Source organism: Mycolicibacterium gadium (assembly GCF_010728925.1).
Taxonomy (GTDB): Bacteria; Actinomycetota; Actinomycetes; order Mycobacteriales; family Mycobacteriaceae; genus Mycobacterium; species Mycobacterium gadium.
On the sequence record NZ_AP022608.1, the window covers coordinates 5,735,263 to 5,750,576 of the forward strand.

Sequence of the window (15,314 nt, forward strand, 5' to 3'; positions counted from 1 at the left end):
GACATGAGCCTACTGATGATCAACAAACTCACGCCGTCGGTCGGTGCGGAGGTGACCGGCCTGGAACCGGAGGGTCTGGCGGCCGACGATTCGCTCGGCGCGGCCATCCTCGAGGCGCTGGAAGACAATGGCGTGCTGGTCTTTCCGGGCCTCGGCCTGGCGCCGGAGGCGCAGGTGGCATTCTGCCGTCGACTCGGCGACATCGACCACTCATCCGACGGTCATCATCCGGTCGCAGGCATCTATCCCGTGACGCTCGATAAGTCGAAGAACGCGTCGGCGGCCTATCTGCGGGCCACATTCGACTGGCACATCGACGGGTGCACACCGCTGAACGACGAATGCCCGCAGAAGGCCACCGTGCTGTCGGCCAAGCAGGTGGCCGAGCACGGCGGCGAAACCGAGTTCGCCAACTCCTATGCGGCCTACGACGCATTCAGCGACGAAGAAAAGCGGCGGTTCGGATCGCTGCGGGTGGTGCACTCGCTGGAGGCTTCGCAGCGTCGGGTCAACCCCGACCCATCGCCCGAGCTGGTCGCGCGGTGGCGTAGCCGTCCCACCCACGAGCACCCTCTGGTGTGGACGCATCGCAGCGGCCGCAAGTCGCTGGTGCTCGGGGCATCGGCGGACTACGTCGTCGGTATGGACCTCGGCGACGGCCGGGCGCTGCTCGCCGAGCTGCTGGACCGCGCCACCCAGCCCGACCTGGTCTACCGCCACAGCTGGTCGGTCGGGGACACCGTCATCTGGGACAACAACGGCGTCCTGCACCGCGCGGCGCCCTATGACCCCGATTCGCCTCGGGAAATGCTGCGAACCACCGTGTTGGGGCACGAGCCCATCCAATAGCGGTGCGATTGCGCTGTGCGGGTGCACAGCTCCTCGTTGACGCCGATGGGCCGACTGTGGAAATCTAATAGCCGCATATGAGAATCACGTTCTCGTGGCCAGAGCTCAGGGAGTAAGCATGACGGAGGATCTGACCTCGGTTGATTTCTTCAGGGACAGTCGACTGACGGACGACCCCTTCCCGTTCTACGAGGCGCTGCGCAACAAGTGCCCGGTCAGCCGCGAAGACCACTACGGCGTGACGATGGTGACCGGCTGGCAAGAGGCCGTCGACGTCTACAACGACGCCGAGACGTTCTCGTCGTGCATCTCGGTGACCGGGCCGTTCCCCGGATTCCCGGTGCCCCTCGAAGGTGACGATGTGACGCAGACGATCATCGACCACCGCGACGAGATCCCGTTCAGCGACCAGCTGCCGACACTGGACCCGCCCACGCACACCAACCACCGCGCCCTGCTGATGCGGCTGATCACGCCCAAGCGCCTCAAGGAGAACGAGGACGCGATGTGGCAACTCGCCGACGACATCCTCGACGACTTCCTGGCACCGGGCGAGGGGGAGTTCATCAAGGGGTTCGCCGGACCGTTCACGCTGCGCGTCATCGCCGATCTGCTGGGTGTGCCCGACGAGGATCGCGATGACCTCCTCGAGCGGCTCGCGCGCGGCACCCACGGCAGCTCGGTGGGCAATGCCGACAAGACGATGAACAAGACTCCGCTGGAATACCTCTACGAGGTCTTCGCGACCTACGTCGAGGAACGGCGGGCCGAGCCGCGTGATGACGTCCTGACGGGACTGGCGACGGCGACGTTCCCGGACGGAACGATGCCCGAGGTCGCGGACGTCGTGCGCGTGGCCACGAACGTCTTCTCGGCGGGTCAAGAGACCACCGTGCGCCTGCTCAGTACGGCGCTCAAGGTGATGGGCGACCAGCCCGACATTCAGCGTCGGTTGCGCGAAGATCGCAGTCTCCTCGGCAATTTCATCGAGGAGTGCCTGCGGATAGAGAGTCCGGTCAAGGGCGATTTCCGATTGTCGCGGGTGCCGGTGACCGTCGGCGACCAAGAGATCGGTGCCGGCTGCACGCTGATGGTGATCAACGGGGCGGCCAACCGAGACCCGCGGCGGTTCGAGGATCCCGACACCTTCGATCCCGACCGCAAGAACGCCCGTCAGCACCTGGCCTTCGGCCGCGGCATCCACAGTTGTCCCGGCGCTCCGCTGGCACGTGCCGAAACGCGCGTCGGGCTCGAGCGTCTGCTCGATCGCACCACCGACATCCGCATCAGCGAGAAACACCACGGGCCAGCGAGCAACCGCAATTACCAATACATCCCGACATATATCCTGCGCGGGCTCACGCAGTTGCACATCGAGTTCGACGTCCGATGAAGGTCACCGTCGACGAAGACAAGTGCGCCGGCCACGGCATGTGTCTCACTTTGTGCCCCGAGGTGTTCGAGATGACCGACGACGGTTGGGCGGTCGCGAAGCCGGGTGAGCTGCCTGCGGAGCTCGAGAGCGCAGCCAAGGACGCCATCGCCAACTGCCCCGAACAAGCCATTTCCGAAATCGACGGTTGAACAAGGAGATCGAATGCCCAAGGCGTACATCCTCATCACCGAGGACGTCAAGGATCCGGCCGGGATGGCGGAATACGGCAAGCTTGCGAGCCAGGCGATGGCCGGTGCCACGCTGTTGTCGTTCGACTCGAAGGCCGAGGTGATCGAAGGGCAGTGGCACGGCACCCAGACGGTCCTGCTGGAGTTCGAATCCGAGGAGGCTGCCAAGGAGTGGTACTACTCCGACGTCTACCAGGAGGCGGCCAAGCTGCGTCAGGCCGCCGCCGACTGCAACGGCGTCATTCTCCACGGCCTCTGACAGTTCTTGCGCGAGCAGACGTAAAACTGCCCATTTTCGGCAAGTTTTGGGCAGGTTTGCGTCTCCTCGCGACCGCAAACGGGCGACCCGATCAGCCACATCGTCGACCCGCATCCCTCAACCGGCCAGCGAGGTCCTCTGGTTGAGGTGTGTGGCGATCCGTGCCACAAGCTCTTTCGGGTGTCTGCGCACATCGTCGACTACCACGGGGATACTCATCCAACCGCACTCCTGCAATCTGGCTACCTTCATCCTGTCGTGCCTGAGTGCCTCTGCCGTTGCGTGCCATTCCATACTTTCGTACTCGGCGACCAATTTTGCCTCTGGCCAGGCGAAGTCCACCCGCCAGAGCTTTCCGCACCGGTCGACGATCTCGTATTGAACTTCCGGCGCCGGGAGTCCGCCGTCGATGAAGACCAGTCGCGCTTCACTTTCCAGAGGTGACTCCGACCGACCGTCGACATTCCTGATCAATTCGCGGATGCCGACGATTCCGCGTCTGCCATTCTGCTCATCGATCGCCATACACAATTCCGGCAGAGTGCAGCATCGCTTGAACAGCGCGGCGTCTAGAGCGGCGAGAGCTCGGGGGCGCTGAAGAGTTCGTGCGATTTCGACGGCGGTCCACGCTGGCGCAGTAGCAAGCCGGTCGTGAATTCTCTTGAGTGGAGCTCCAATTCGCTGGTGCACCATCAGCGCCGACGAGGGGCGCATGCGGACGCCAGGATCCAGGATGTGGATGCGGCCGTCAACCTCGGTGCCGAAACCATGGAGCTCCGCGGCAGTGTGCATGCATGCGACGATTGATCGTCCTGATACGAGGTCGAGCGCCGCGAGCCGATCGATGACTTCGGGAGGATGATCGGCATACACCCCGTGCCAGACACGGATGACCTTCCCGTCCCTGATACGCCTGCGGAGCGTGCGATATGACATCGCTGTGAGCAGTTGCTTGGTCGTCGCCAGGCCACCTTGCGAGGCGAAGAGGTCGTCTGGGCGCACGAGTCGATCATCAAGTGCGGTGCAGGTCCGCGAAAGCCTCGGCGCGACCCGCTGTGGATAACCTCCGTCGAGCAGACGCAAACCTGCCCTTTTTCCGCCGAATATGGGCAGTTTTGCGTCTACTCGCGGGAAAAGTTAGACAACGCGCACCGGGACGTGCGACCAGCCGGCGACGTTCTGCATAGCGACGCGCTCGCACTGATTCCATAGCACCTCGTAGCGCGGCATGCGGTCAAGCAGTCGCTCGAGTGCGATCGCGGTCTCCATCCTGGCGAGCGCAGCGCCGAGGCAACTGTGTACGCCGTACCCGAAGCCGAGGTTTTGTGCCTCGGTTCGGTCGCGATCGATGTCGAAAGTGTCGGGATCGGTGAACGCGTCCGGATCGCGATGTGCTGAAGCCTGAAGCAGGAACACGGGTTTGCCCTCGGGGATCGTGACGCCGTGGAGGTGAACCTCGCGCATCGATCGGCGGACGTTGTAGTGCACCGGTGGCTCGTAGCGCAGAAGCTCCTCGACCGCGGCGGGGATCTTGCTGCGATCGTCGAGCAGCTTCTGCCACTGTTCAGGGTGACGCGCGAACTCGACGACGGCGTTGCCGACCAACTTGGTGACTGTTTCGGCGCCGGCACCCCCGAGAAGGGTTGCGAATCCAGCGATCTCGAAGTCTTCGAGGGACTCGACCCCACCGTCCTCACGCTGGATCTCGGCGGCGACCAACCGGCTGAACATATCGTCCTGCGGTTCGTTGCGGCGTTCCAGGATCAGCTGGAAGTACAGACCCATGGCTTCCGCGATCGCAGCCATACCCTCATCGGACATCTCGATCTGGCCCGGTTCGCGATGGAGCGAAGTGTCCACCCACTCACGGACCTGCTGGCGCTTGTCCTCGGGCACGCCGAGCATCGTCGTGATGATGTCGACCGGGAAATACGCCGAGAAGTCTTGTACGACATCAAAACCCGTGGGGTCGGCCGCGCTCAGGTAGCGGTCGATCGTCTCGGTCACCATCGGTCGCATGGCCTCGATCGCACGCGGGGTGAACACCTTGTTGACCAAGCTACGCATATGGCGATGCTCGGGTGGGTCCATGAGGATGATCATCTTCATGGGCGGGGGCTCACCGGACCGAACCATCGCGAGGTCTAGGCCGTACGCCGAGGAGTAGGTCGCAAAATCCTTGTAAGCCGCCGAGACGTCCTCGTGGCGGGACAACGCGTAGAAGTCCTCTGCCTCGTTGTAATAGACCGGCGTTTCCTCGCGCATGCGCCGGTAGATGTCCCAGGGACCGTTGAAGTATTCCTCGGAGAACGGGTCGAAGACGACTTGGGATTTGGTCATTCGTCTTTGATGAAGATCGCCTGCCGCGGGCACTGTCGCACGGCTTCTTTGACGCGGTCCTCGTTTTCCGGTGTCACTTCGTCCTGCAGCACGTGCAGATAGTCCTCGTCGTCCAGGTCGAAGATCTCAGGGTCGATGCCCATGCACACCCCGTTGCTCTCACAGAGACCGAAGTCGACTTCGATTTTCTGGCTCACTTCAGCACCCTCACTGGAACGTTGTGGTAGCCCGCGACGTTCTGCATCGTCACCCGATGTAAGCCCTCCCAGTCGACCTCGTAACGCGGCATGAAGTCCAGCAGGTGCTCGAGCGCGATCACACTCTCCAGGCGGGCCAGCGCCGCCCCCAGGCAGCTGTGAATTCCGTAGCCCAGACCCATGTGTGGCGATTGGGTGCGGTCGCGGGTGATGTCGAATTCTTCGGCGCGGTCGTACGCCCGTGGGTCACGGTTGGCCGCTGCTTTCATGATGAAGACCGGCTTGTGCGCGGGCACCGTGCCGCTGGGCAAGTGTGCTTCCTTGAGCGTGTAGCGCACGTTGTACTGCACGGGGCCGACGTAACGCAGCAACTCTTCCACGGCGTCCGGCACCTTGCTGCGGTCGTCGAGCAGCAACTGCCACTGCTCGGGATGCCGTGCGAACTCGACGACGGCACTGCCGATCAATTTGGTGACCGTCTCGGCTCCCGCCCCGCCGAGCAGTGCGCAGAAGCCAGTGATCTCGATGTCGTCGAGCTGGCGCATCTCACCGTTTTCGCCAGGGATCTCCGCCGCGATCAACCTGCTGATCATGTCGTCCTGCGGATTCTGGCGCCGCTCCTGGACCAGGCTGTAGTAGTAGATCCCGGAGTCGATGTTGGCCTGCATGTTCTTCTCGGACAGGTCGATCTGGCCGGGCTCACGCTCCAGGCTGGTGTCGATCCAGTGCCGCACCTGCTGCCGGAACTCCTCGGGGACACCCGCCATCCGGGTGATCACCTCGACGGGGAAGGGGCCGGAAAAATCCTGCACGACGTCGAAACCGGCGGGGTCGCATTTCGACAGATAGTGCTCGACAACCTCGATGATGGTCTCGCGTTGCGACTGGATGGCCCGCGGCGTGAACGCCTTGTTCAGCAGGCTGCGCATGTGCCGGTGTTCCGGTGGGTCCATGAAGATAATGGACTTGTGCGGCGCTTCTTCGGAGCGGACCATTCCGAGGTCGCACCCGCGTGACGACGAAAATGCGTCGGTGTCCTTGAGCGCGGCGGCGACGTCCTCGTGCCGGGTCAGCGCGTAGAAGTCCTCCTCCTCGTCGTAGTAGATCGGGGCTTCGTCGCGCATCCGCTTGTAGATCTCGTACGGATTGTCGAAGTATTCCTGCGAAACCGGGCTGAACACCAATTTGGGCTTGGTCATGGTCTCTCTTTCGCCGCGTGGCTAACGTCTACGTGCGTTACGCAAGGCTGCATTTGTGTAACGTATAGTATGCCTCACAAGAAGGGTCTGAGACAGTGGAATCGCATCTGTTTCACGGTTGAATTCCGGCGTTGATGACGTTGTCGAGGAGCCCGATCGTCTCACCGAGCTCGGCAGCGATCTTGCGCACGACCTCGACGTCCTTCCCGATGAACTCGCTGGTCCGTTCGACGAAGGAGTCCACCGATCCGCCCGCGGCGACAAAACCCGCGACCCGGCTCGACCCGCTGCCGTGCGTGATCGCCTGCAGCAGCTGTGCCTCGTCCACGCCAAGGCGATCGCCCAGCGCGACGGCCTCCCGCAACAGTCCGATCTGGGCGGCGAACAACGCGTTGTTAGTCAGCTTGACGGCCTGGCCCGCGCCCAGCGGACCGACGTGCAGAATCGGGTCGCCATAGGCGGCGAGTACCGGCCGGACGCGCGCGGCCGCATCGTCGGGACCACCGACGAACATCGTCAGCCCGCCGGCGGCGATGTTGTGCGGGCCACCGCTGACCGGGGCGTCGAGCACGTCGATGCTGGGGGAGTGTGCCGCAATCGACTGCACCGTGCGCGGACTTCCGGTCGTGTGCACGACGAGCGCCGAGCCGGGCGACATCGCCGAGAGCACGCCGGGCGAGCACACCTGCACAACCTGCTCGTCGGTGAAGACACAGACGATGAGAACATCTGCGTCCCTGGCGATGTCGTGGAGTCCCGCGACCGCCTGTGCGCCGAGCGCGGTGACCGCCCGGCGCTTTTCGTCCGTCCTACCGAGCGCGCGTACGTGATGGCCGGACTCGACGAGACGTCGGACCATCGGGCCGCCCATGCGGCCGGCCCCGACGAATCCGACGCGGGTCACCGCGGGTATTCCATCGACTCCAACGCCGTATCGGCCGCGGTGAACACGGAACCTTCCGGGGCCGATGCGCTGGCGGCGATGGTCGCTGCATGACGGACGTCTTTCTGCAACAGCCCGCCCGCGATGGGAGCGAGCCCCTCGACCGTGCCGCCGAAGATCGCGATGCTTCCGAGCGCCTTACTGGTGGCCGAGCCACCGTTGAGCACCTCCGCCAGCCGCACCCTCGGGATGCCAAGGGCCTCACCGAGGTCGAGTGTGCTCAAGGCGCTGCCGAGGTTGGCGGTGAAGAGCAGGTTGTTCAGGATCTTGGTGACCTGTCCGCTGCCGAGCGGACCGAGGTGGACGATCGGGTCGGCGTAGGTCGCGAAGACCGGACGGCACCGCTCGGCGACTTCTTCCTCGCCTCCCACCATGACGAGCAACTTACCTTCCTCCACGGCGGGGCCTCCGCCGCTCACGGGCGCGTCGATCACCGAAACGCCCTGCGCGGCGGCCTTGTCCGCGATCTCCTGGCATGTGTCCGGGTGCACGGTGCTGTGGATCGCCACCACGCCGCCGGAGGCCAGACCTGCCAGTACGCCGCTGTCGCCGTAGAGCACTTCCCGTACGTCGTCGTCGCCGACCACGCATAGGCAGACCAGGTCACTCGCCGCTGCCAACTCAGCGGCTGAACCCGCGGTCTTCGCGCCGGTGTCGGCATACGGATCGAGGCTGGCCGCCCTGCGCGCCCACAGCGTCGTCTCGAAGCCGCCTTCGACGATTCGGCGTGCCATGGGACCACCTTGACTGCCCAACCCGATGAATCCGACGCGCATCAACCCGCCTCCATTGCTTCCGATGTGTTCTGCTGCGCGACAACGCATTCCTCGGCGAAGGACAGCACTGCGCTGTGGTACGCCGCGGCGTTGAGCGATAAGGACATATTGTGTCCGGTGTTCGGTTGCTCGTTGGTCACGAATCGCGGTGATGACGTGAACATGGCGGCGATCTGCCCCAAGGCCTCGGCATCCGATCGCCACACCCGCTCGTGTTCGGCGGCGCTGAACTGCACCGGCACCCGGACATGGGCCGCGAGCGAGGGAAAGTCCTGCCGCGGCCAGCTCTTGGTCATGCCCACTTCGTAGAGCGCACCGGTCGACGAGTTCGTCATGCCGGACAGCACGTCGGGCGGATACAGCTCGGCGGGCTGCCAGAGCACCTCGCGCAGGCCGGTCGGCCGACCGGTCGCCGTCGCCGCCTTCATGATCTCCGCCATCGCCGCGTCGTATTGCACACCTGTGCCTGCCAACTCGAGTCCGATGACGCCCGCCTCTTCGGCACGGCAATCTGTGGCCAGACGGACCGCCAGCTCGCAACCGGCGGAGTGGCCGACGAGAAACAACCCCGCGCCGCGCGGGTTGGCGCCGAGTATCTTGTCGATCGCGCCGTACACCAGCGCAATGCGTTGCTCCGGCCGCTCCATGGCGTCCGGGTAGGGCGCCGAGCTTCCGTACCCGGGCCGGTCGAGTGCCACCATGGTGAAGCCGCGGTCGGCTCCCATCCGCAGCAGTGACAGCGACGGGTGCCCCGGACAGTCGAAATACGCTGCGGTACTGGATCCGCCGTGGAACGCGACCACGACAGCCTTCGGTTCGTCGACCGAGGCGACGAGGCCGGACATCGGGACACCGTCGACGAAGACGACCCGTGGTCGGGCCTCGCTCACCCGTCGGTCCGCATCAGGATCGCGCCGCTGGGCGTGAGCCCGCCGCTACTGACCACCGCGACGCGGGCGTCTTTCACCTGACGTTCGCCTGCGTCGCCGCGCAACTGCGTGACGGCTTCGTGGACGAGGCCCATGCCGTGCGTGCGGCCATGGGAGAGCTGGCCGCCGTGGGTGTTCAACGGGATCACACCGTCGCGGGCGATGGCTGTACCGCCGTCGAGAAAGTCCTTCGCCTCGCCGATGCCGCAGAACCCGAGCGCCTCCAGCCATGACAGGCAGTTGAACGTGAAGCCGTCGTAGAGTTCGGCGACGTCGATGTCCTTGGGGCGCAAAGATGTTCGCGTCCACAGGTGCGCGGCCTGCCCCAGCACTTGCGGTTCATGCGTCAACGTGCTCTGGTCCCAGTCGGTGCGTTCGACGATCTGGGTGCCGACGGCCTCGAAAAGCACCGGCTTGTGCGGCATGTCCTTGGCCGCGTCAACGGCCGACACGATCACGGCGATGGCACCGTCGCATGGCACGTCGCAGTCGTAGAGCCCGAAGGGTGTCGTGATCGGCCTGGCGTTCAGGTAGTCGTCCATGGTCATCGGATCGCGGTAGATCGCCGTCGGATTCAGCGCGGCGTTGGCGCGCTGGTTCAACGCGATCCAGCCGAGCGTCTCCCGCGTGGTCCCGTAACGCTGAAAATGCCTCTGTGCGTTGAGCGCGAGCACATGTGCTGCCGACGTGGCACCGAACGGCATCTGCCAGCTGGACGTGCTCAGGTCCTGGGGCGGTCTGGCCTTGCCCTCCTTCATCAGCTGCTGGAAGGTCGCCTCCCACAGGGTGCGGAAGCACAGCACGTGACGGGCCATGCCGGTGGCGATCGCCATCATCGCGGCGATGACCGATCCGCCGGGACCGAAGGTGTCCATACCGCCGTTGATCCACGTCGGGCGGATGCCGAGCGCACCCTCGAACGCAGTCACACCACCTTCGCCCATGCCGGCGAGGTCCAGTCCGGGGTAGGACGCCAGCCCGTCGATGTCGTCCCAAGTCAAACCGGCATCGGCGATCGCGGCCTCGCACGCGTCAACGGTCAGCGACAATGGTGGCACCATCAGGCGGCGACCCAGCCGCGACGCGCCGATACCGGTGATCGCGGAGTGCTCCTCGAACCTGCTGGTAGTCAGCGGCGCGCTTACGTACCGGGCGAAATCCGTTGGTGCGATCTCGTCTTCGGGTAAGGCGCCAAACTTCTTCTCCGCGGTGGGCCGGAAGTTCGGTAACCAGACATCCTCGATCTTCTCGAACGTGACCTCAACCGTCTGTCCGAGCTCCAGCTCGTCGGGATCGCACTCGACGATGTTTGTGGTCAGCCGAACTCGTGGATCCTCGACAACGGCGACCTGTGCGACCACATACGGCGGAGGAAGGTCGGGGAAGCCGAACCTGTGATTGACGGTGAAGGCCGAAAGCGTGGCGCGTCCGGAGACATCGCGGACACCCATGTTGCGGCTGCGGCAGTACCGGCACACCGGCTGCGGGGGATGAATCAATGCCTCGCAGTCCCGGCATTCCTGGATACGCAGGACACCCTCTGCGCCTGCAGTCCAGAAGAACTCGTTTTGGGCAGTCAGTGCGGGCAGCGGTCTGGTCATCTGACGAACTCCGAAATCGCTTCGCTATTGTTGGTTGCCGGGTCCGGTTCGGGTGACTCTTGCACATCTGGATGCGCCGCTCCGTCGCCCGACGGCCGGTGCTCACCCATGTAGATGATGGCGTGGACCGGGCAATCGAGCAGCGCGCGCATCACTGCGTCGCGATCCCTCTCGGGCACAGTGCCATCGCCAATCAGCGATGCGTAGCCCCAGTCGTCGAGCGAGAAGTACCCTGGCGCGTGCTTGGCGCAGACGCCGAAGCCGTCGCACACAGTGCGATCGAGCCGGATTCGCAAGCCGTCACTCATGTCCCACCGCCTCCACTTCGTAAGGCCGCGTCTCGTTGAAAGCGCCGGTGCGGCAGGACGTGCACTCGTTGGCGAGGTGGCTGGTGATCAGCTGCGGGTAGTGGTGCAGCAGGCTCGCCGCGACGTTCGTGGCGCCGTCGAGGGTGCCGCATGCGCCGCGGCCTCGCAGTACCACCGACCAGCGCTCCAGGCGCGTGACGTCCTCCTGGGCCGCTGCTCCGTCGCGCAGTGCCGAGACGACGGCCGCCATTGCCGCCGTGCCGTTGAAGCACGACCCGCATTGGCCGGCGTTCTCCCGATCGAAGTACGACATCACCGACGCGGCGACGGCGACGGGGCAGTCGTCAGTGAGAATCGAGATCGCACCGCAGCCAAGGCCGCTGCCGAGTCGCCGAATCGTTTCATGGTCGAGTGTCGCATCGAGGATGTCGGTGTTGACCAGGCCGGCGAAATAGCCGCCCATCAACACTCCGCGCACCGAGTCCTTGGGCACTCCGTGCAATGCCAGCAGTTCGGAAAACGCGGCGCCGTGCGGTATCTCGTACAGCGCTGCGGGCCTGCCGCCGCCCGTGATCGTCGCCAGGAACGTCCCCGGCGACATCGGCGTGCCGACCGCGCGGAAACTTTGAGCGCCGTGCTGGTGGATGTGCGGGAGATTGGCCAGCGTCTCGACATTGCTGACCGTCGTCGGCAAGCCCGACACCCCCTCCTCGAACGGCCGGGGTGGTTTGTCGGTCGGCTTTGCGGGCCCGCCGTTGATGCGGCGGACCGCGGCAGTCTCCTCACCCGCGACGTACCCGGGTTCGACGGTCACCACGGTGACGTCCGTTGCTCCGAACACCTGGGAGTCCAGTTCGGACAGCGCACTGTTCACCGCCAGCGCCGACTGTTGATCGGACACATACACATACGCGCGGCGTGCATTGACGATCGCGGCGGCCAGGCGCAGCCCGTCCAGCACGACGTGCGGCCGGTTGCGCAGCAGCCAGCGGTCTTTCACCGAAGCCGGCTCACCCTCCTCGCCGTTCGCGACGATGACCGTCTGCACGCCGCGGCGCCCGGCGTCGCGCACCGTACGCAGCTTGGTCCCCAGCGGGAAGGCCGCGCCGCCGCGCCCGAGCAGACCGGACAGGTCGATCTGCTCCAGCAGTGCGTCCGCGTCCGTCAGCGTCCGGTAGCCGCCGGCCTGCACATACTCGGCGAGCTCCTCGGCTTTCACCTGGGTGGGCCGCAACAGTCGCGGCGTACACCGTGGCCACGTGGCGACGGTGAGTTCGGTTGCGGTGAAGGTCATCGCGTCGCACCTCTGGATAGGGTGACGGGCATGAGAACCGCCGTGGTGCGCGTTGGCGTGGATCTGGCCGGCGAACTCGCGCCCGCAGAGTTAAGCGACGGCATGGCGCGACTCCGCGAATCGGCCGGCGCGGCGGGCGTCGACGTGGTGGAGAACAACCTCGCCGGCCTTCCGCCACAACGACGTGAGGTCGAGCTGTTGATCGCTGGTGACGATGCCGCCGAACTGGAACGCATCGCGGTGAGTTTGTGCGCGAAGGCTTTCGGCACGAAACCGGTGCCCGGCGTGCTGACTTTCATCAGCAGGGGGACGGATGACGACGCGCACGGCGTGCTCGCCGGATTGGGGCTCGCTGGCGAAATCGAACGCGTCGCCGGTGACGACGGGTGGGACGTGATCCATGTGACGCTGCGCAAGTCCGACCTCGAGCGGGTGCCCGAGAGTCGCGTCCACACCGCCCTGGAGGCGTCGCTCAACTGCGAAGTGCACATTCGCACGGTCTAGCGCCATCAGTGCCGTCTCTTCTTCGCGCAAGCGCTCATCAGTCGTCCAGGAATTCGAGAATCGCGGGCGCGGCCTGCACCCAGGTGTCGAACAGGCAGAAGTTCTTCCCGCCGCTGGCGGCGAACCTCTCACCGGCACGTTCCCAGGCGTCTTCCGGCCAGGGCGGGTCGATCAACTCCGAACCCTTGATCAGGCAGCTCACCTCCAGCGAGGTGCGTTTGGGATGATCCCAGTCGTTCTCGCCGCCACGGATGATCAGTGTCGGAATGGTGATGTTGTCGAACATCTCGTCTTCGACGCCGGGGATGGTCTGGCCCGGCTTGGGCACGAAAGCGTTGAGCCAGCGCCGCATCAGCTTGAGGAACTCGTCGACGTCGAGTGCCCGGAAGCGCGCCTCGTTGTCCGGGTTCTCGGCGATGCGCTCCTTCCACTCGGCGACGTGGAGCAGGCCTTCGACGCCCATGCCCTTGGCGGCCAGGATGCTGGGCACGACGTAGTGCCCGCCGAGCACGAACGAGCCGTAGACGCCGCCGACAATGTTCCACACCACAAGCTTTCGTACGATCTCCGGGTAGAGCATCGTCGTCAGCATGGAGTCGCGTGCCCCTCCGGACCCACCCGCGATGATGCACGGACCGACGTCGAGTCCGGTGATCAACGCGTGCAGAGTCTCGGCGCGCATGTGTGATTCGCTCTTGCCATAGAACTGCACGTCCGACTTGCCACAGTTCGGCCTGTCCCAGAGCAGGACCCGGTAGCCGCCTTCGGCCAGCGCCTCCGCCAACGGCCGCAGCCCGGGAATGTCCTTGCTGAAACGGCCTCCGGGTGTCAGGGCGATGAATTCGCCGTCTTCGCCGAGGATTTCGTAGACGACCCGGCCGCCCTTGTATTCGAAGATCTTTTCGGAGGGCTTAAGCTCCAGGCCCGAGGACTCAGTTGCTGTCACGCCTGCACCATCACATCGTTGCCGACGATCCGGACGGGGTAGGTCCGGATACTCCACTCGGGTTTGACCGCGGTCGTGCCTGTCGCCAGTTCGAAACCCCACTGGTGCCACGGGCAGTAGATGTATTCGAGGTCACGCACCATCACGGCGTCGCCCGGAACGTCGTCGTCGACGATCGTGCGGCCGCGCGGGCGGCCCGAGCACAGCGGACCGCCCTCGTGCGGGCAGTAGTTCGCGATGGCGTAGAACGTGCCGTTGACGTTGTAGACGCCGACGCCGTGCCGACCTATGGGCACCAGTTTGTGCGTGCCCGGCGGGATCTCGTCGACGGTGGCGACGACGTGTTCGCGCCCTTGCGCAAGCCGGGGCGTCTTCTGCTCGTCCAACTCAGAACACCCGCACCTGGCCCTCGAGGGCCGGAACCGTATCTGGCAGATGGTATGTCGCGATGCCGTTGCGGAACATCACCGCCTCGCGGGCGTGCTCGGGCAGGTGCTTGACCAGCCAGCGGGGGTCGTCGAACGTCCAGTGCGGATAGTCGCTGCTGAACAGCAGGATCTTCTCGCACTCCATCCACTCGAACGCCCGGGTCAACTCGGTCTTGTCCTCGGGGTAGTCCAGCGGCTGGGTGGTGAACTTGATGTGGTCCTTGACGTACTCCGACGGCTTGCGCTTGATGTCCAGCCACGACTTGCGGGCTTCGTAGATCGCGTCCATCCGCCACATCAGCGGCAGGATCCACGTGAATGCGTGCTCCACCAACACGATCCGCAGCGTCGGGAACCGGTCGAAGAGACCGTCGAAGATCATGCTCATCACCTGGTTCGCGGCCAGCAGCGAATAGGTGACCATGAAATCGTGGTTGTAGCTGGGGAACCCGACCGGCGGGATCGGCAGTTCCTCGTGGTGGCTGCGCGACAGGTGGCAGCTCACGGTGATGTCGTGCTTGGTGGCGGCTTCCCAGATCGGGTTGTACTTCGGATCGCCCCACGCGGGCCGGGGTTCGGCCTTGATCAGGATCTGCCCCATGTAGGGGTGGCCGGCCCAGCGCTCGATCTCGCGAGCGGAGTCCTCCGGCGCTTCGATCGCCGCGCAGATCGAACCCCTCCAGCGCTCGTGCCAGTTGTTGTGACTGTCCAGCCAGTGGTTGGCTTGCCAGTCGTTCAGGGCACAGCTCATCGCGTGGTTCACCTCGGGGAAGCGCGCCGGGTAGGCGGCCGGCTCGAGGATGGCGATGTCGGCGCCGGCCTCCATAATCAACTGCTTGAACGCCAGATCGGGGTCGCTGCCCGCGAAGTTGCCGTCCGACGGGAACGTGTCCACCCGCATCGCATAGGCGTGTGCGTAATCAGGCGCGTCGTAGTAGATCTGGTCCCCGACCCGGCGCGTCAGGAAGTACTTGCTGCGCCACGGCTCAGGGATGTACTGCGTCAGCTCGCCGGCCCTCGGCGTCGGATGCACGTCGGAGTCGACGCAGCGAACCGCGATCCGCTCGGCGGCGGGCTTTCGCTCGTTCACTGTGACCGTCATGGTGCCTCCCTTACGA

General features: G+C 65.0%; 18 protein-coding genes. 5 read left to right on the forward strand and 13 right to left on the reverse strand.

The window, feature by feature from the left end; genetic code table 11:
* Nucleotides 1-3 precede the first annotated feature (3 nt).
* The 4 genes from G6N36_RS28305 to G6N36_RS28320 all read left to right on the forward strand — a co-directional run bounded on the left by G6N36_RS28305 (nucleotide 4) and on the right by G6N36_RS28320 (nucleotide 2,731).
* Complete coding sequence (locus G6N36_RS28305) at nucleotides 4-849, forward strand: TauD/TfdA dioxygenase family protein (protein WP_163690103.1); 846 nt, start codon at nucleotides 4-6, stop codon at nucleotides 847-849.
* A 118-nt stretch (nucleotides 850-967) separates the two neighbouring features.
* Nucleotides 968-2,242, forward strand: a complete 1,275-nt coding sequence (locus G6N36_RS28310) for a cytochrome P450 (protein WP_163690104.1) — start codon at nucleotides 968-970, stop codon at nucleotides 2,240-2,242.
* Nucleotides 2,239-2,433 (forward strand): ferredoxin, encoded by a 195-nt coding sequence (locus G6N36_RS28315; protein WP_163690105.1) that lies wholly within the window; start codon nucleotides 2,239-2,241, stop codon nucleotides 2,431-2,433. The genes G6N36_RS28310 and G6N36_RS28315 overlap by 4 nt, the downstream gene beginning before the upstream one ends.
* A gap of 13 nt (nucleotides 2,434-2,446) precedes the next feature.
* Nucleotides 2,447-2,731 carry a DUF1330 domain-containing protein gene (locus tag G6N36_RS28320; RefSeq protein ID WP_163690106.1) on the forward strand — a complete coding sequence of 95 codons (285 nt, stop codon included), beginning with the start codon at nucleotides 2,447-2,449 and terminating at the stop codon, nucleotides 2,729-2,731.
* A 117-nt stretch (nucleotides 2,732-2,848) separates the two neighbouring features.
* Here G6N36_RS28320 and G6N36_RS28325 read toward each other — a convergent pair whose 3' ends face one another.
* The 10 genes from G6N36_RS28325 to G6N36_RS28370 form a co-directional block, all read right to left on the reverse strand.
* Nucleotides 2,849-3,733, reverse strand: coding sequence for a type IV toxin-antitoxin system AbiEi family antitoxin domain-containing protein (locus G6N36_RS28325; RefSeq protein WP_163690107.1), 885 nt, complete (start codon nucleotides 3,731-3,733; stop codon nucleotides 2,849-2,851).
* Nucleotides 3,734-3,868: 135 nt separating this feature from the next.
* Nucleotides 3,869-5,071 (reverse strand): cytochrome P450, encoded by a 1,203-nt coding sequence (locus tag G6N36_RS28330; RefSeq protein WP_163690108.1) that lies wholly within the window; start codon nucleotides 5,069-5,071, stop codon nucleotides 3,869-3,871.
* A complete protein-coding gene (locus tag G6N36_RS28335) occupies nucleotides 5,068-5,268 on the reverse strand; it encodes a ferredoxin (protein ID WP_163690109.1) in 201 nt (66 codons plus the stop codon). Before G6N36_RS28335 ends, G6N36_RS28330 begins: the two co-directional genes overlap by 4 nt.
* Nucleotides 5,265-6,467 (reverse strand): cytochrome P450, encoded by a 1,203-nt coding sequence (locus G6N36_RS28340; protein ID WP_163690110.1) that lies wholly within the window; start codon nucleotides 6,465-6,467, stop codon nucleotides 5,265-5,267. Before G6N36_RS28340 ends, G6N36_RS28335 begins: the two co-directional genes overlap by 4 nt.
* 112 nt (nucleotides 6,468-6,579) lie before the next feature.
* Nucleotides 6,580-7,371 carry an NAD(P)-dependent oxidoreductase gene (locus G6N36_RS28345; protein WP_163690111.1) on the reverse strand — a complete coding sequence of 264 codons (792 nt, stop codon included), beginning with the start codon at nucleotides 7,369-7,371 and terminating at the stop codon, nucleotides 6,580-6,582.
* Nucleotides 7,368-8,186, reverse strand: a complete 819-nt coding sequence (locus G6N36_RS28350; protein WP_163690112.1) for an NAD(P)-dependent oxidoreductase — start codon at nucleotides 8,184-8,186, stop codon at nucleotides 7,368-7,370. Before G6N36_RS28350 ends, G6N36_RS28345 begins: the two co-directional genes overlap by 4 nt.
* Nucleotides 8,186-9,031: an alpha/beta hydrolase gene (locus tag G6N36_RS28355; protein WP_163690964.1), complete on the reverse strand. Its 846-nt coding sequence runs from the start codon at nucleotides 9,029-9,031 to the stop codon at nucleotides 8,186-8,188. The genes G6N36_RS28350 and G6N36_RS28355 overlap by 1 nt, the downstream gene beginning before the upstream one ends.
* 41 nt (nucleotides 9,032-9,072) lie before the next feature.
* Nucleotides 9,073-10,716 carry a thiolase C-terminal domain-containing protein gene (locus tag G6N36_RS28360; RefSeq protein ID WP_163690113.1) on the reverse strand — a complete coding sequence of 548 codons (1,644 nt, stop codon included), beginning with the start codon at nucleotides 10,714-10,716 and terminating at the stop codon, nucleotides 9,073-9,075.
* On the reverse strand, nucleotides 10,713-11,012 hold the full coding sequence (locus G6N36_RS28365; RefSeq protein WP_235690335.1) for a ferredoxin: 300 nt from the start codon (nucleotides 11,010-11,012) through the stop codon (nucleotides 10,713-10,715). The genes G6N36_RS28360 and G6N36_RS28365 overlap by 4 nt, the downstream gene beginning before the upstream one ends.
* A gap of 4 nt (nucleotides 11,013-11,016) precedes the next feature.
* The gene (locus G6N36_RS28370; RefSeq protein WP_163690115.1) at nucleotides 11,017-12,318 is read right to left on the reverse strand and encodes an NADH-ubiquinone oxidoreductase-F iron-sulfur binding region domain-containing protein; all 1,302 of its coding nucleotides are present in this window, start codon (nucleotides 12,316-12,318) and stop codon (nucleotides 11,017-11,019) included.
* 30 nt (nucleotides 12,319-12,348) lie between these two features.
* On the opposite strand from G6N36_RS28370, the gene G6N36_RS28375 reads away from it, so the two are divergent.
* Nucleotides 12,349-12,822 (forward strand): hypothetical protein, encoded by a 474-nt coding sequence (locus G6N36_RS28375; RefSeq protein WP_163690116.1) that lies wholly within the window; start codon nucleotides 12,349-12,351, stop codon nucleotides 12,820-12,822.
* A 37-nt stretch (nucleotides 12,823-12,859) separates the two neighbouring features.
* Here G6N36_RS28375 and G6N36_RS28380 read toward each other — a convergent pair whose 3' ends face one another.
* The 3 genes from G6N36_RS28380 to G6N36_RS28390 are packed head-to-tail and all read right to left on the reverse strand — an operon-like array spanning nucleotide 12,860 to nucleotide 15,298.
* Nucleotides 12,860-13,768: an alpha/beta fold hydrolase gene (locus G6N36_RS28380; protein ID WP_163690117.1), complete on the reverse strand. Its 909-nt coding sequence runs from the start codon at nucleotides 13,766-13,768 to the stop codon at nucleotides 12,860-12,862.
* The gene (locus G6N36_RS28385; protein WP_163690118.1) at nucleotides 13,765-14,154 is read right to left on the reverse strand and encodes a Rieske (2Fe-2S) protein; all 390 of its coding nucleotides are present in this window, start codon (nucleotides 14,152-14,154) and stop codon (nucleotides 13,765-13,767) included. Before G6N36_RS28385 ends, G6N36_RS28380 begins: the two co-directional genes overlap by 4 nt.
* Nucleotide 14,155: 1 nt before the next feature.
* Complete coding sequence (locus G6N36_RS28390; protein WP_163690119.1) at nucleotides 14,156-15,298, reverse strand: amidohydrolase family protein; 1,143 nt, start codon at nucleotides 15,296-15,298, stop codon at nucleotides 14,156-14,158.
* Nucleotides 15,299-15,314: the final 16 nt, after the last annotated feature.

Coding starts and splice junctions, on each gene's coding strand:
- G6N36_RS28340 (WP_163690110.1), bottom strand. CDS start 6,467: ATGACCAAGCCCAAATTGGTGTTCAGCCCGGTTTCGCAGGAATACTTC.
- G6N36_RS28350 (WP_163690112.1), bottom strand. CDS start 8,186: ATGCGCGTCGGATTCATCGGGTTGGGCAGTCAAGGTGGTCCCATGGCA.
- G6N36_RS28305 (WP_163690103.1), top strand. CDS start 4: ATGAGCCTACTGATGATCAACAAACTCACGCCGTCGGTCGGTGCGGAG.
- G6N36_RS28310 (WP_163690104.1), top strand. CDS start 968: ATGACGGAGGATCTGACCTCGGTTGATTTCTTCAGGGACAGTCGACTG.
- G6N36_RS28370 (WP_163690115.1), bottom strand. CDS start 12,318: ATGACCTTCACCGCAACCGAACTCACCGTCGCCACGTGGCCACGGTGT.
- G6N36_RS28375 (WP_163690116.1), top strand. CDS start 12,349: ATGAGAACCGCCGTGGTGCGCGTTGGCGTGGATCTGGCCGGCGAACTC.
- G6N36_RS28360 (WP_163690113.1), bottom strand. CDS start 10,716: ATGACCAGACCGCTGCCCGCACTGACTGCCCAAAACGAGTTCTTCTGG.
- G6N36_RS28330 (WP_163690108.1), bottom strand. CDS start 5,071: ATGACCAAATCCCAAGTCGTCTTCGACCCGTTCTCCGAGGAATACTTC.
- G6N36_RS28320 (WP_163690106.1), top strand. CDS start 2,447: ATGCCCAAGGCGTACATCCTCATCACCGAGGACGTCAAGGATCCGGCC.
- G6N36_RS28355 (WP_163690964.1), bottom strand. CDS start 9,031: ATGTCCGGCCTCGTCGCCTCGGTCGACGAACCGAAGGCTGTCGTGGTC.
- G6N36_RS28315 (WP_163690105.1), top strand. CDS start 2,239: ATGAAGGTCACCGTCGACGAAGACAAGTGCGCCGGCCACGGCATGTGT.
- G6N36_RS28390 (WP_163690119.1), bottom strand. CDS start 15,298: ATGACGGTCACAGTGAACGAGCGAAAGCCCGCCGCCGAGCGGATCGCG.